This is a genomic window from Selenomonas sp. oral taxon 138 str. F0429, from assembly GCF_000318175.2.
Taxonomy (GTDB): domain Bacteria; phylum Bacillota; class Negativicutes; order Selenomonadales; family Selenomonadaceae; genus Centipeda; species Centipeda timonae.
Genome location: NZ_KB290939.1, coordinates 238,840 through 253,548, shown reverse-complemented (window position 1 = coordinate 253,548; position 14,709 = coordinate 238,840). Strand labels below are relative to the sequence as shown.

Genomic DNA, 14,709 nt, shown 5'->3' with positions numbered 1-14,709 from the left:
CAAACCGGACTCATAGCCAAAGCTATGTGGAAGATTTGCCGACAAAAAGCGGGCAAAAAAGATACGCTAAGATGGCGTGGCTGAATTTATCAGTGCTTCCCTAAGTTCCACGGAATAGCAAAGCGGCTTCCACGCATCTGTGTGGAAGCCGCTTTTGTGTATCAAGCAAAACTTCAGAGATACCGCAGCCGTCTGTTCAACGTCACTCCGAGCGCAGCAGCGGCGACTGCCTTGATGAGGTCGCCCGGGATGTACTGCACGAGCGCCATAAAGGCGGCGACGATGCCGGCGAACTTATCCCCGAAGAGGATTGTCAGCCAGAGCGTCGCAATGAGATAGGTGACGGGCACGCTCACGAGTGTTCCGACGAGGGCATAACGTGCGAAGGACGGCTCGCGTCCCTTCAGCATACTCATGAGCGTGTACGCAAGCAGAAAGCCGATAAAGAAGCCGCCGCGCGGGCCGAAGATGATGCCGAGTCCGCCGACGCCGCCTGCAAAGACGGGTAAACCAATCGCACCGAGCACGGTGTAGCCAACGAGGACGACCGCCGTCTGGCGCGGTGTGAGAACAAGCGCGGCAAGACACATGACAAAGGTCTGCATCGTGAGCGGCGCCATGAACGGCACGGGGATTGCAATGTACGCGCTCACACAGATCAGCGCGATACAGAGAGCCATGCGCGTAGTATTGCGTACGGAAAAGAATTTATCATCGCGTGTTGTCATTAGAATCTCTCCTTTTCGTTGGTATTTTACAGCGAATGGAGAGATTCGTCAACTTGTTTTATAGAATCGGTAGACATCACTCGACGAGGAAGTTCTTAATGACAAAACAGATGTTTCTATGCTATACTTTAGAGGTTGCTTCCCCCATACTGGCAACAGAAAGGGGGTCGTCCACATGGAGATATTCATGTCATTCCTAGTCTCTGTCGCGGCAAGTGTTGTATCCTACTTCATTTGCAAATGGTTGGACAGAGATCCTAAGTAGGAGCAACCAACCTAAGGTCTAAGCCACCTTAAAAACGGAATAGAAAAACCGGCAGTCGCACCCGCCGGTTTTTCGTGTCGCCCTGGAAAATATTCATGTCATTTTTCCTAGGCACAGTATAGCACTTTCACAATCAGATTGCAACCACTCAATTTGTCAGCTGCTCCAAGCGCGAGAGGTCAACCTCTTCGTGTACCTCTTCGACGATCTCTTCCTCCTCGGCTTCCTCCACAACCTGCGGTGCAAAGTCGACGATGTCGAGATTGCGGTAGCGGGTCATGCCCGTGCCCGCAGGGATGAGCTTGCCGATGATGACGTTCTCCTTGAGTCCGACGAGCGGGTCGATCTTCCCCTTGATCGCGGCGTCTGTGAGGACGCGCGTGGTCTCCTGGAAGGATGCCGCCGAAAGGAAGGAGTCCGTCGCGAGCGATGCCTTCGTGATGCCGAGCAGAATCGGTTTTGCCACAGCGGGCTCGCCGTCTTCCTCGATTGCCTTTGTATTCGCCGCCTCGAACGCATTGATCTCAATGTACTCGCCAGGCAGGAACTCCGTCGTGCCTGACTCCTCGATCTTGACCTTGTGCAGCATCTGCCGCACCATGACCTCAATGTGCTTATCGTTGATCTCAACGCCCTGCGACTTGTAGACCTTCTGCACCTCGTAGACGAGGTAGCGCTGGGTCGCCTGCAGACCGCAGACACGCAGGATGTCATGGGGATTGATCGACCCCTCGGTGATCTTGTCACCGGGCTTCAACACGGCACCGTCGCGCACCGCCATGCGTGCGCCGAACGGTACTGCATACTCACGCGGTGTACCACCCTCGGGCGTGATCGTGACCGTGCGCATCCCCTTTCCCGTATCCTCGATCGAGACAACACCCTCGTTCTCCGCGATGATCGCGTTGTGCTTGGGCTTGCGTGCCTCGAAGAGCTCCTCGACGCGCGGCAGACCCTGGGTGATATCATCACCTGCGACACCGCCCGAGTGGAACGTACGCATCGTGAGCTGTGTGCCCGGCTCGCCGATCGACTGCGCGGCAATGATGCCGACCGCCTCGCCGATCTCGACCTCTGCCTGATTGGCGAGGTCGCGGCCATAGCATTTCATGCAAACACCGAACTGTGACTTACAGGTCAGCACGCTGCGGATGGAAACGCGCTTGCGCACGCCCTCGATCCGCTTTGCGAGAGCCTCGTCCACGGGGTCGTTGATATGTGCGATCGTCTCACCCGTTGCCTCGTCCACAATGTCCTCCGCGAGCACGCGGCCGACAATGCGGTCAGCAAGCGACTCAATGACGCCCGTGCCCTCGGTGATCGCCTCGACCTCAATACCGCGCACGTTGTTGTTGCGGATATGGAGCTCATGCAGCTCCGAGTCGATGATGGCTTCAACCGACTTGTCCGTGAGGAACTCACTCGCGGCGGCGAGCACAGTGCCGTCATCAAGAACGGCCTCGCGCACAACTTCCTTGCCGCTGAGTTCGCGGACAATCGCCGCACGCGCTTTCTTGCGCTTCTTCGCATCCGGCTCACCAAGTGTGATGCTCTCCGTCACCATTGCGTTGCTGACGGCGCCCTCCACATTCACGGAAGAGCCGCGCACCATGAGCTCGCGCACATCACGCTCACCGATGGTCTCGAGCACCTCGTCGTCGAGGACGGTATCCTGCGGGTAGAGCACGTCCTTCGTCTCGGGATCATAGATCGCCGCCGCCAGGAGTCTGCCCATCAGGCTGTCAACCAGAAGCTCAAGCGCGTCAAACGCAGACTCCGCGAGCCGCGCGCGCACCTGCAGGAGGTTGATCGCGGAAACATCGCAATCCTCCTCGCGGACGATGACATCCTGTGCCACGTCGACGAGACGGCGCGTGAGATAGCCCGAGTCCGCCGTACGGAGCGCCGTATCGGCAAGACCCTTGCGTGCGCCGTGCGAGGAGATGAAGTAATCGGAAACGGTGAGACCCTCACGGAAGTTCGCCGTGATCGGCAGGTCGATGATCTTGCCCGACGGGTCGGCCATCAGACCGCGCATACCTGCGAGCTGGCGCATCTGCTGCTTGTTGCCGCGCGCGCCGGAGTCCGCCATCATGAAGATGGGGTTGAACGGATCCATGTTTTCCATCATGGCATCCGCCACATCGTCCGTCGCCTTTGTCCAGAGCTGGACAACCTTCTTGTAGCGCTCGTCCTCTGTAATCAGACCGCGGCCGAACTGGCGCTCGACCTTGTTGACGAGTGCCTGTGTGTCCGCGATGATATCCTTCTTTTTCGGGGGAACGATGACATCGGAGACGGCGACCGTCATGCCCGCGATGCAGGCATAGTGGTAGCCGAGATTTTTCACATTGTCGATGACCTCGGCGGTCTTCGTCGCGCCGAAGTGGTCGTAGCAGTTTGCAACGAGCCTGCCGAGCTCCTTCTTGTTCATGAGCACGCCGAGGCTCCACTCACCCGTCTCCGCATCCTGACGATAGTGACGAAGCTCATCGGGCAGGATCTCGCTGAAGATGAGACGACCGAGAGAGCTGCGGACGAGTCCGTAGCCCGCGACCTGCACGCGGATCTCCGCCTGCAGATCGAGCACCTTCTCCTGGTAGGCGAGGAGTGCCTCTGCAATGCCCGTAAAGACCTTGCCCTCACCCTTTGCACCCGGGCGCACCTTCGTGAGGTAGTACGAGCCGAGCACCATGTCCTGCGAGGGAACGATGATGGGCTTGCCGTCCTTCGGGGCAAGGATGTGATTCGCCGCGAGCATGAGCACGCGTGCCTCCGTCTGCGCCTCTGCCGAGAGCGGCAGATGGATTGCCATCTGGTCGCCGTCAAAGTCCGCGTTGTACGCCGTACACGCGAGCGGGTGCAGCTTCAGCGCACGCCCTTCGGTCAGAACAGGCTCAAACGCCTGAATGCCGAGGCGGTGCAGCGTCGGGGCACGGTTGAGCAGCACGGGATGCTCCTTGATGACATCCTCGAGCACGTCCCAGACCTCGGGACGCGCGCGCTCGACCATGCGCTTTGCCGACTTGATGTTGTGTGCAGCGCCGTCTGCCTGCAGTTTCTTCATGACGAACGGCTTGAAGAGCTCGAGCGCCATCTCCTTCGGCAGACCGCACTGATGCAGTTTCAGCTCAGGTCCAACGACAATAACGGAACGTCCCGAGTAGTCGACGCGCTTGCCGAGGAGGTTCTGACGGAAGCGCCCCTGCTTGCCCTTGAGCATATCCGAGAGCGACTTCAGCGCACGGTTGCCGGGTCCCGTGACGGGTCGGCCGCGGCGGCCGTTGTCGATCAGCGCATCCACCGCCTCCTGCAGCATACGCTTCTCGTTGCGTACGATGATGTCGGGCGCCCCCAGGTCGAGCAGACGGCGCAGACGGTTGTTGCGGTTGATGACGCGGCGGTAGAGGTCGTTGAGGTCAGATGTCGCAAAACGCCCGCCGTCGAGCTGCACCATCGGGCGCAGATCGGGCGGAATCACAGGAACAACGTCCATAATCATCCACGAGGGCTTATTGCCCGACTTGCGGAACGCCTCCACCACCTCGAGGCGGCGGATCGCACGCACCTTTTTCTGACCGGAGGTCGTGCGCACGTCACTCCTGAGCTGCTCGCTCATCTGCTCGAGATCGAGTTCCTCGAGCAGCTCCTTGATTGCCTCCGCGCCCATGCCGACGCGGAAGGTATTGCCATACTTCTCAAGCGCGTCATGGTACTCGCGCTCGGAGAGCAGTTCCTTTTTCTTGAGATCGGTTTCGCCCGCATCAATGACGATGTAGTAGGCGAAATAAAGCACCTTCTCGAGGGAGCGCGGGGACACATCGAGGATGAGTCCCATGCGGCTCGGGATGCCCTTGAAATACCAGATATGCGAGACGGGCGCAGCCAGCTCGATATGTCCCATGCGCTCGCGGCGCACCTTTGCACGCGTCACCTCGACGCCGCAGCGATCGCAGACGACGCCCTTGTAGCGGATGCGCTTGTACTTGCCGCAGTGGCACTCCCAGTCACGTGTGGGTCCGAAGATCCGCTCACAGAAGAGGCCGTCGCGCTCGGGCTTGAGCGTGCGGTAGTTGATGGTCTCGGGCTTCTTTACCTCGCCGTGCGACCACTCACGAATTTTATCGGGGGAAGCGAGTCCAATCCGCATTGAGTCAAAATTGTTTACATCCAGCAACAGATGCCACTCCCTTCCTAGAATCAGACGTCCAGATCATCCTCGTCCGACGCATCGAGCTCATCGAGTCCGCCGTGCAGAATCGTATCCATATCGTCCGAAATTTCTTCGTCTGTATCAATGTGTGCGATGAGATCCTCGTCCGAGACACCCTCATCAGCGCCGTCCTCCTCATCGTAGGAGTCCTCCGCAGGGGGCGGAGCCGCGCCGGTCTCATCGACGCCCTCGACGTCAAGGTCAAGCGAGCGTGCCTTTTCCCCGATGTCCTCGTCCTCCTCATCGCGAATCGCAATTTCCTTTGCGTCCTCGTTGAGCACCTTGATGTCGAGGCCGATCGCCTGCAGTTCCTTGATGAGCACCTTAAAGGACTCGGGAACGCCCGGCTCGGGGATGTTGTCGCCCTTGACAATCGACTCATATGCCTTGACACGCCCGACCACGTCGTCGGACTTCACCGTCAGGATCTCCTGCAGGGTGTATGCCGCGCCGTATGCCTCGAGCGCCCAGACCTCCATCTCGCCGAAGCGCTGTCCGCCGAACTGCGCCTTGCCGCCGAGCGGCTGCTGCGTGACGAGCGAGTACGGACCCGTGGAGCGCGCGTGAATCTTGTCGTCAACGAGATGGTGCAGCTTCAGCATATAGACGCAGCCGACCGTGACGCGGTTCTCGAACGGCTCACCCGTGCGCCCGTCATAGAGCACCGTCTTGCCGTCATCGGGCAGACCCGCTGCGCGAATCGTGCCGAACACATCGTCATCGCTCGCGCCGTCAAAGACAGGGGTTGCAATGTGAATGCCCGCCACGTCGGGGATGGGCATCCCATTTGCATCGAAATTATAGCCCGCCGCGCGGAGATCTCCCTCCACCGTCGGATCGCCCGCCTTGATGCGCTGACCGAGCACGCGGCACGCCATGCCGAGATGGGTCTCGAGCACCTGCCCGATGTTCATACGGGACGGCACACCGAGCGGATTCAGCACGATGTCGACGGGTGTGCCGTCCGGCAGGAACGGCATATCCTCCTGGCGCATGATGCGCGAGACGACGCCCTTGTTGCCGTGGCGGCCGGACATCTTGTCGCCGACCGAGATCTTGCGCTTCTGCGCGATGTAGACGCGCACGAGGCGGTTCACGCCCGGCGGCAGTTCGTCGTTGTTCTCGCGCGTGAAGATCTTCACGTCGATGATCTTGCCCGCCTCACCGTGCGGCACACGCAGGGAGGTATCGCGCACCTCACGCGCCTTCTCGCCGAAGATCGCGCGCAGGAGGCGCTCCTCCGCCGTCAGCTCCGTCTCGCCCTTCGGCGTGACCTTGCCGACGAGGATGTCGCCGGGGCGCACATCGGCACCAATCGAGACAATGCCGTCCTCATCGAGATCCTTGAGCGCGTCCTCCGCGACGTTCGGGATGTCGCGCGTGATCTCCTCGGGGCCGAGCTTCGTATCGCGCGCGTCGCACTCGTACTCCTCAATGTGAATCGAGGTGTAGAGGTCGCGCTTCACGAGATTTTCGCTCAGGAGGATTGCATCCTCGTAGTTGTAGCCCTCCCACGGCATATAGGCAACGATGATGTTGTAGCCGAGGGCAAGCTCGCCGTTGTCCGTCGAGGGGCCGTCGGCGATGGGCTGCCCCTCCGCCACGCGGTCGCCCACATAGACCAGCGGCCTCTGATTGATGCAGGTCGCCTGGTTCGAGCGGACAAATTTCTGCAATTTATAGTTGTCAAATGCGCCCTCATCCGTGCGGATGGTGATCGCATTCGCCGTAACTTCCGTAACCTCGCCGCTGTGCTTCGCGAGCACCATGACACCCGAGTCGCACGCGGCCTTGTACTCCATGCCCGTGCCGACGAGCGGCGCCTGTGTCTTGAGCAGAGGCACAGCCTGACGCTGCATATTCGCGCCCATGAGCGCGCGGTTCGCATCGTCGTTCTCGAGGAACGGGATCATTGCCGTTGCAATCGAGAAGACCTGACGCGGCGACACGTCCATGTAGTCCACATGGTCACGGCGGTGCAGACCCGTCTCCTCGTGGAAACGCGCCGTCACGCGCTCGTTGACGAAGAACTCATTCTCATCGAGCGGCTCGTTTGCCTGCGCAATGATGAGCTCGTCCTCCTCGTCCGCCGTCAGATAGCGGACATCCTCCGTCACGCGGCGGTTCTCCTTGTCCACGCGGCGGTACGGTGTCTCCATAAAGCCGAACTGGTTCACGCGCGCATAGTTCGCGAGCGAGCCGATGAGTCCGATATTCGGACCTTCGGGCGACTCAACGGGGCACATACGCCCGTAATGCGAGTTATGAACATCGCGCACTTCAAATCCCGCGCGCTCGCGCGAGAGACCGCCGGGTCCGAGCGCCGAGAGGCGGCGCTTATGCGTCAGCTCCGAGAGCGGATTGTGCTGATCCATAAACTGCGAGAGCTGCGAGGAGCCAAAAAACTCCTTTACCGCCGCCACCACGGGGCGAATATTGATCAGCCCCTGCGGCGTAATGCTCTCCGTCTCCTGAATCGACATGCGCTCGCGCACAACGCGCTCCATGCGCGAGAGGCCGATGCGGAACTGGTTCTGCAGCAGCTCTCCGACCGCACGCACGCGGCGGTTGCCGAGGTGGTCGATGTCGTCCGTATAGCCAAATCCATCCATGAGGCCGAGCAGATAGCTGATCGCCGCCATGACATCCTCTCGCGTGATTGTGCGGAACTGATAGTCACGCGTCGGCGCGCAGAGCATGCGGTAGATCTCACCGTCCGCCTTCTGCACGTCAAAGGCGACGATCTCGCCCTCGCCAAAGAGTTCGATTTCGCGCTCGGGGCTGACGGCATCCACCATCTCCGCCGTGATGCGCTCGCCCTTCGGGAAGACAATCTCACCCGACTCCTTGTCAACGACAGGATTTGCAAGCACCTTGCCGAGGAGGCGGCGGCGCCAGCCGAGCTTTTTTGTCAGTTTATAGCGTCCGACCGTTGCCAGATCGTAGCGGCGCGGGTCGAAGAACAGCGTCTCGAGCAGCTGACGCGCGTTGTCCTCGTTCGCGGGCTCGCCCGGACGGAGGCGGCGGTAGATCTCGATGACCGCCTTGCTGCGCGTCTTCACCTCGTCCGTGTCGCGCTCAATCGTCGCGAGCATGCGCGGATCGTCGCCGAAGAGCTCACGGATCTCAGCGTCGCTCTCGTAGCCAAGCGCGCGGATGAGATAGGTCACAGGCATCTTACGTGTGCGGTCAATGCGCACGGACACAATGTCGTTTGCATCCGTCTCGAGCTCGATCCATGCACCGCGGTTCGGAATCATCGTCGCGTTGAAGAGCTCCTTGCCCGTCGTGTCAATCTCGACGCCGTAATAGGTGCCGGGCGAGCGGACGAGCTGGCTGACGATGACGCGCTCCGCGCCGTTGATGATGAACGTGCCCGTGTCCGTCATGAGCGGGAAATCCCCCATGAAGACCTCCTGCTCCTTGATCTCGCCCGTCTCGCGGTTCACGAGACGTACGTTCACGCGCAGGGGTGCGGCATAGGTTACATCGCGCTCCTTGCACTCGTCGAGATCGTACTTCGGCTCGCCGAGCGCAAACGATTCAAAGGAAAGGATGAGATTCCCCGAGAAATCCTGAATAGGCGAGATATCGCGGAAGATCTCCGCGAGTCCCACCTCAAGAAACCACTGATAGCTCGTGCGCTGGATGTCGAGGAGATGCGGCATCTCCATGACTTCCTTAATGCGCGCATAGCTATACCGGGTGCGACGGCCGACCGACACAGGATTGAACATGAACGCTGTCACCCTTTCGCTGGATTATCGTTGATGGAGTTCGTGCACCGACGTAATTGCAAAGACACAAAAAGAACAAGGCAACCGTTCGAATACCTTGCTCATTTGTCCTTTCTAACACGAGCCACGAAGGCTGCGGAATCACCGATAAAGTCTGCACCATTCCGGCAGTATTTTATCCGTGCCTCCCTCATCCTCCCCGAAAAAAGGCGCACAAATCCCCATTCTTAATTAAATAGGTCATTGTATAATACTACATTGACAATATCCGTGTCAAGGGGGTGTTTTGCATTACGTGAAAGTTTCTTGGAAGCAACATTCAAAATAGAAGTCACGCAATATCCCCGCCGACGCAGACCGTTCTCTTGCCGATCTGACCGATATGGACGGGGAGTCCGTAGAGTGCGCTCATGCCCGCCTCGTCGATGACCTCCGCCGCCGCGCCGTGCTTCCAGAGGGTCTTATCCTTCAGCACGAGCGTCTCTGCCGAGAGGTAAAGCGCGTGATCGGGGAAGTGCGTCGTCATGAGGATGCCGATGCCCTGCGCGTGGAGGCGCAGGACGAGGTCGAGGAAGCGGTGCGCATTGCCGAAGTCGAGGTGCGCCGTCGGCTCGTCGAGGATGAGGAGCTCCGGCTGCTGCGTGAGCGCCGACGCGAGCAGGACGAGCTGGCGCTCGCCGCCCGAGATGTTCGTATAGGGCTGCTCCGCGAGATGCGCGATGCCGAGAAAGCGCAGATGGTGCAGGGCGATCTCCGCCTCACGCTCTCCGGGCGAGGCGAAGTAGCGCATGTGCGCCGTGCGCCCCATCATGACGACATCGAGCACACGGAAGGGAAAGGTCGGCGCGTGGTTCTGCGGGATGTAGGCGATCTTTCGCGCGAGTTCCCGCTGCCCATACGCACCGCGCTCCTTCCCGTCGAGGAGCACGCGCCCTGTGCCGCCATGCTCGCCCACAATACATTTCAGCAGGGTGCTCTTGCCCGTGCCGTTCTTTCCGAGAATGCAGTAAATCCCCGTGCCCGCGAGGGAGAATGTCACATCCTCCAAGATTGTGCGCCGCGCATCGTAGGAAAAGCCCAGCTGCTCAACGTCCAGTCTCACCAGCGCACCTTCTTTCGCAGGATGAAGTAAATGAAGATCGGAATACTCACAATCCCCGTAATGACACCAATGGGGATTTCAAGTGCCGTCAGCGTGCGGCAGAGATCGTCGATCACGAGCAGATAGACGATGCCGAGCGATGCGGACACGGGCATCAGCCGCCGAAAATCGGGGCCGACGATCATACGCGCGAGATGCGGGATGACGATGCCGACCCAGCCGATGATACCGGAGATACTGACGACGAGCGCAGTGACGAGTGTCGCGGCGAGAATGATGACGGCGCGGTCACGCCGAACGGCAACGCCCATCGACTGCGCCTCCTGCTCGCCCATGCTGAGGATGTTGATGCGCCAGCGATAGAGGAACAGCAGCGTGAGTGCCGCAAGATACGCGGGCAGGATGAGCAGCAGCCCATCGAACTTGACACTTGCAAGCGAGCCCATGAGCCAGTAGACGATCTGCGGCAGCTTCTCCTGCGGATCGGCGGTGAATTTGAGCAGCGCAACGAGCGAGGAAAAGAATGCGCTCACAAGCATCCCCGAGAGGATCATCGTGACAGATGCGCCGCGCTTTCGTCCCGCGAGGAGGAACGTCAGCCCCACGGACACGATGCCGAACGCGAGTGCCGCCATCTGCACGCCCGCCGCCGGCAGCGAGAGCACAATCGCAAGCGCCGCGCCGAATCCCGCGCCGTTTGATACGCCGAGCGTATAGGGACTCGCGAGGGGATTGCCGAAGAGTGCCTGAAAGACACCGCCCGCAACGGCAAGCCCGCAGCCCGCAACGACCGCGCCGAGGATGCGCGGCAGGCGCACGTCATAGATCATCGAAACCTCCATCGCGGTCACGTCGGGCGGCAGTACGCCCGTGAAGTCCGCAAGGAGAATCTGGTAGACGTGCGTCGCCGAGATATGATATGCGCCGAGTGTCAACGAGTAGAGGATGCACGCCAAAGGGAGCAGGACGAAAAGAGCGCCCTGCCCCCCATGACGTATTTACTTACGCGAGTCATTTCCGCACGATGCCGTCTGCGACCTTGCCCGTGAACGGCACGCCGTAGAACGTCTCATAGAACTTCTTCGCGCGCTCCATGACCACGTCTGCACTCACCTTGTCTGGATAGAACATATGTGCAAGCCAGAGTTCACCGAGCGCGACCGAGTCCGCATCGGGGTTGCCCCACGGCTTTGCCCAGTACGGTGCTTCGATTACATTCCCGTTCTGTACGGCACGCAGCTGCGCATAGGCAGGATCCGTCGTGAGTTCCTTGTAGATCTCGGGATAGCGATCCTGCGAGATAATGACGTCGGGATTCCACTTCGCGAGCGACTCGACGTTATACTCGCCATTTCCTTGGATATCCTTCGCCGCAGGATTCACGCCGCCCGCACGCAGGAGCATACAGCCGACATACTTGTCGTTGCCGTAGACCATGTGCTTGCTGCCGACGGGGATCGCCGTCACGCGCTGATCGTCCGGGATCTCGCCGACCGCCTTCTCCACGATGGCACGGCTCTCCTCGGCAAATGCCCAGAGCTCCTTCGCCTTCGCATCACGACCCGTGAGATGCCCCAGAATCTCAATCGCACCGCGCAGCCCATCCGTATATGCCTTGTCCGCATTCGACAGACGCGGGTTCTGTGCCTCCGCCTGCTTGCCCTCGCCGCGCAGCGAGATCACCGCGACGGGGATGCCCATCTCGCGCAGCTTCGCCGCCGATGACTGATCGGACTGCGAGGCGACAATGACGATGTCGGGCTTCAGCTTTGCGATCTCCTCAATATTCGGCTGCGTGAGCGTGCCCGGCGTCGGCAACGTCTTGATCGCCGGCCAGATCTCCGCGATGTAGTCGCCAAGGTCACGCTGCCACGTCGACTCGACGCCGACAATCTTGTCCTGCCCGCCGAGCTGGCAGATGATGTCGAGCGAGTGGTGCTGCAGAACGACCATACGCTCCACGGGTGCTTTCACCGTGACCTCATTGCCCGCCTGATCGGTAAAGATGTACTCGCCCTCAAGTGCGGCGGCGGTCTCCGTCGCCTGCTTGGCATTCTGTCCGCAGCCCACGACCAGCGCCGCCATAAAGACGGCGGCGAAAAGAGCGGTCAAGACACGCCGCAAAATGTATGTGTCTCTCATAAAATTTCCTTTCGTTTAGAAAAACCGCCCGATGACGAGTGTCATCGGGTGGCTCAGTATGAAAATAATTCGTTTAGAAGTTGAAATCTACACGCGCGAAGATCTTGCTTGCATCCTTATCGCCTTTGAGATCCTTGCCGCGGAAATACTCGACCTTGCCGACAACGTTCTTGAACGGCACATAGTGAACGCCGGCCTCCCAGCCCTTCTGTCCCGCACTGATCGCGTTGTACGTCGGCTTGAACACAGCATAGTCACCGAGATGACGGTAGGCGACAAACATTCCCCACGAGCCGACATCCGACTTCTTCGCGCCCTTGTACGAGAGCTGCACGCTGCCCGCCTTCTTATAGCGATCTGCCTCCGTGTTCTGCGCATATGCGCCCGAGAGGCTGACGTTCTTGTCAAAGGCAATACCGCCGCCCACGGAGAAGATCCGTGCCTCGTCCGACGAGCCGCTGTTCTTGTAGCCCACCACACGATATTTCTCACTGTTCGCATGGTAGTAGCCAACGCCCGCATTGATCTTGCCGCTCTTGCCGGTCAGCTCGATCACCTGCACGTTCGCCGCAGGATCGCTCGAAGTCCCCAGCTTGCTGACGCGACCCGCTGCGACCTTTGCCCTCACGACATTGCCAAAGCGCACGGTCGCGCCGGACATCGACGGAGGATCGGAAACCATGCCGTTATCCACGTCGGAGAAGAGCGGCATCTGACCGAGGCGTACCTCGAACTTGCCGTACGTGCCGATGGCGTGCGCACGATCGACCTTGAAGTTCTCACTGCCCTTTCCGTCGCCCGCATCCTTATCCATCAGATGATAGCCCGTCAAACGTGCCGTCACCTTCCAGTTCTTGTTGACCTCTGCCGTCGGGAACACGCGGAACATCGCCATGTTCTGATTCGCGCGCGCCTTGCCATCATGACGATCACTCGTGTACTGATAGCGGAAGAAGCCCGTCCACTTCACCATGTCAGCGTTCTTTTCGAGCTTTGCGACGCGCACGCCGAGGTTGTTCAGCTCATCGGCGAACTCAGCGGCAAGACGGTCAACAAGAGCCTTGTCCGATGTAGACATATCCCCCTTTGCCATCGCCCTTGCCGTCATCTGCGCCATCTCATAGCGCGTGATGTTACGGTCACCACGGTACGTACCGTCACCGTATCCCTCGATGATACCGTCTGCCGCGAGCTGGGTCACAGCATCGTACGCCCAGTGGTCACGCGGAACGTCGCTGAACGGATTCGCCGCCGCAAACGTCGTCGATGCTGCACCAATCGTGAGTGCTGTGGCAAGAGCCGCGACAAGATTCTTCTTCATAAGATAAAACAGTCCTTTCCCTGCGGGATTCCCCGCTGTCCTAAAATATATCCCAACGCTGCTAAGACAACGCTGTCAAACAAACTTACTTTGCAGGTGCTTCGCCCTTGATGATGCGCTGTGCATCCGCCTCGCTCAGATCGTAGTGGAGGAAACGCTTGTAGAAGTCCACCGTCTCCTTCACGAGATCGACATCGGCAAAGAGCTTCGGCTGGATCGTCTGACCTGCCCAGAGCACCTGCAGTGCTGCCTCTGTGCTGTAACGCGCCCAATTGAACGTGCCAACGGGACTGCCGTAGAGTCGCCCGTTCTTCACTGCCTTAATGCCCGCCCATTGCGGATCGTTCTTGATCGCCTCGATCCCCTTCTGTGCCTGCGCACCGCCGATGATGATGATGTCGGGATCCGCCTTGAGGATCTCCTCAATCGTCGTATTAATCATGGAGCCCTTTTCGGCGATGGCGTTCTTCCCGCCACCGTAGCGGATCCACTCGTCAATGATCGTGTTCGTTCCGTCAACTTTGAGAAGATCATCACCGCCGACGATATTGAGCACCACAGGGCGCTCGGCATCGGGGATATCCTTCGTACGGTCATCGACAAATTTTGTCTTTTCATCCAGATAGGAGATGTACTTCTCCGCACGATTCGGGGCGTCACCGCCGAGCACATCCGCCGTGATGCGGACGGTCTTGTGCAGTCCATCATAGTCCGTGAAGCTGACACGAAGCGCAGGAATATTGTGCTTGCGCGCCATTTCAATCTGTCCCTTGTTGCTTGCGAGAACGACCTGCGGTTTCTCCTTCTCGACCTCCTCCCAGTTCACATCCGTGCCCTTGACCGGTGCGGAGATCTCCTTGATGCGAGGATAAACCTTGGCGAACCACGCGAGGCTCTGCACACTCTTCGTCGTCGTGACGAGCTTGTCCGCACCGCCGAGCATCAAGACCACCTGATTGTTCGCGTGCCAGAGGTCGGCAACACGCTCGACGTTCGCGGGAATCTCGACCGCCGTACCGTCCACATCTGTGACTGTGCGCGTCGCGTCCTGTTTGCCCTGCGCGGCGTTCTCCGTCCCGCAGCCCACAAGTGCTGCGACCATCATGACGAGAGCCAGCAGCGCGATGAGATTTTTCTTCATTGCATACATCCTTTCATCTGAAAAACCTGAAACTTTATTGTTAGCGTGTAATCCCCCGTA

The 14,709-nt window shown here is 59.5% G+C and carries 9 protein-coding genes; 1 reads left to right on the top strand and 8 read right to left on the bottom strand.

Going from position 1 to position 14,709, the window contains the following annotated elements; translation table 11 throughout:
* Nucleotides 1-104 (top strand): secretion protein HlyD (locus tag HMPREF9163_RS12470; RefSeq protein ID WP_083475866.1); only part of this gene is annotated, 104 nt, incomplete at its 5' end.
* A gap of 69 nt (nt 105-173) precedes the next feature.
* Here HMPREF9163_RS12470 and HMPREF9163_RS06210 read toward each other — a convergent pair.
* The 8 genes from HMPREF9163_RS06210 to HMPREF9163_RS06175 form a co-directional block, all read right to left on the bottom strand.
* Nucleotides 174-728, bottom strand: coding sequence for a biotin transporter BioY (locus HMPREF9163_RS06210; RefSeq protein ID WP_037346306.1), 555 nt, complete (start codon nt 726-728; stop codon nt 174-176).
* 413 nt (nt 729-1,141) lie between these two features.
* On the bottom strand, nt 1,142-5,143 hold the full coding sequence (gene rpoC, locus HMPREF9163_RS06205; RefSeq protein ID WP_009440870.1) for a DNA-directed RNA polymerase subunit beta': 4,002 nt from the start codon (nt 5,141-5,143) through the stop codon (nt 1,142-1,144).
* 50 nt (nt 5,144-5,193) lie between these two features.
* Entirely contained in the window at nt 5,194-8,943 is a 3,750-nt protein-coding gene (rpoB, locus tag HMPREF9163_RS06200) for a DNA-directed RNA polymerase subunit beta (RefSeq protein WP_009440869.1), read from the bottom strand.
* A 331-nt stretch (nt 8,944-9,274) separates the two neighbouring features.
* Entirely contained in the window at nt 9,275-10,045 is a 771-nt protein-coding gene (locus tag HMPREF9163_RS06195; protein WP_009440867.1) for an ABC transporter ATP-binding protein, read from the bottom strand.
* Complete coding sequence (locus tag HMPREF9163_RS06190; protein ID WP_232296674.1) at nt 10,042-10,980, bottom strand: iron ABC transporter permease; 939 nt, start codon at nt 10,978-10,980, stop codon at nt 10,042-10,044. Before HMPREF9163_RS06190 ends, HMPREF9163_RS06195 begins: the two co-directional genes overlap by 4 nt.
* A 76-nt stretch (nt 10,981-11,056) precedes the next feature.
* Nucleotides 11,057-12,187 (bottom strand): ABC transporter substrate-binding protein, encoded by a 1,131-nt coding sequence (locus HMPREF9163_RS06185; protein ID WP_009440865.1) that lies wholly within the window; start codon nt 12,185-12,187, stop codon nt 11,057-11,059.
* A gap of 73 nt (nt 12,188-12,260) precedes the next feature.
* Nucleotides 12,261-13,508 (bottom strand): porin, encoded by a 1,248-nt coding sequence (locus tag HMPREF9163_RS06180; protein WP_009440864.1) that lies wholly within the window; start codon nt 13,506-13,508, stop codon nt 12,261-12,263.
* Nucleotides 13,509-13,593: 85 nt separating this feature from the next.
* Nucleotides 13,594-14,649, bottom strand: a complete 1,056-nt coding sequence (locus HMPREF9163_RS06175; RefSeq protein ID WP_037346298.1) for an ABC transporter substrate-binding protein — start codon at nt 14,647-14,649, stop codon at nt 13,594-13,596.
* Between the last annotated feature and the right edge of the window lie 60 nt (nt 14,650-14,709).

What these genes read in the sequence shown, in the direction of transcription:
- HMPREF9163_RS06210 (WP_037346306.1), bottom strand. Translation starts at nt 728, where the DNA reads ATGACAACACGCGATGATAAATTCTTTTCCGTACGCAATACTACGCGC.
- HMPREF9163_RS06175 (WP_037346298.1), bottom strand. Translation starts at nt 14,649, where the DNA reads ATGAAGAAAAATCTCATCGCGCTGCTGGCTCTCGTCATGATGGTCGCA.
- rpoC (WP_009440870.1), bottom strand. Translation starts at nt 5,143, where the DNA reads ATGCGGATTGGACTCGCTTCCCCCGATAAAATTCGTGAGTGGTCGCAC.
- rpoB (WP_009440869.1), bottom strand. Translation starts at nt 8,943, where the DNA reads ATGTTCAATCCTGTGTCGGTCGGCCGTCGCACCCGGTATAGCTATGCG.
- HMPREF9163_RS06180 (WP_009440864.1), bottom strand. Translation starts at nt 13,508, where the DNA reads ATGAAGAAGAATCTTGTCGCGGCTCTTGCCACAGCACTCACGATTGGT.
- HMPREF9163_RS06185 (WP_009440865.1), bottom strand. Translation starts at nt 12,187, where the DNA reads ATGAGAGACACATACATTTTGCGGCGTGTCTTGACCGCTCTTTTCGCC.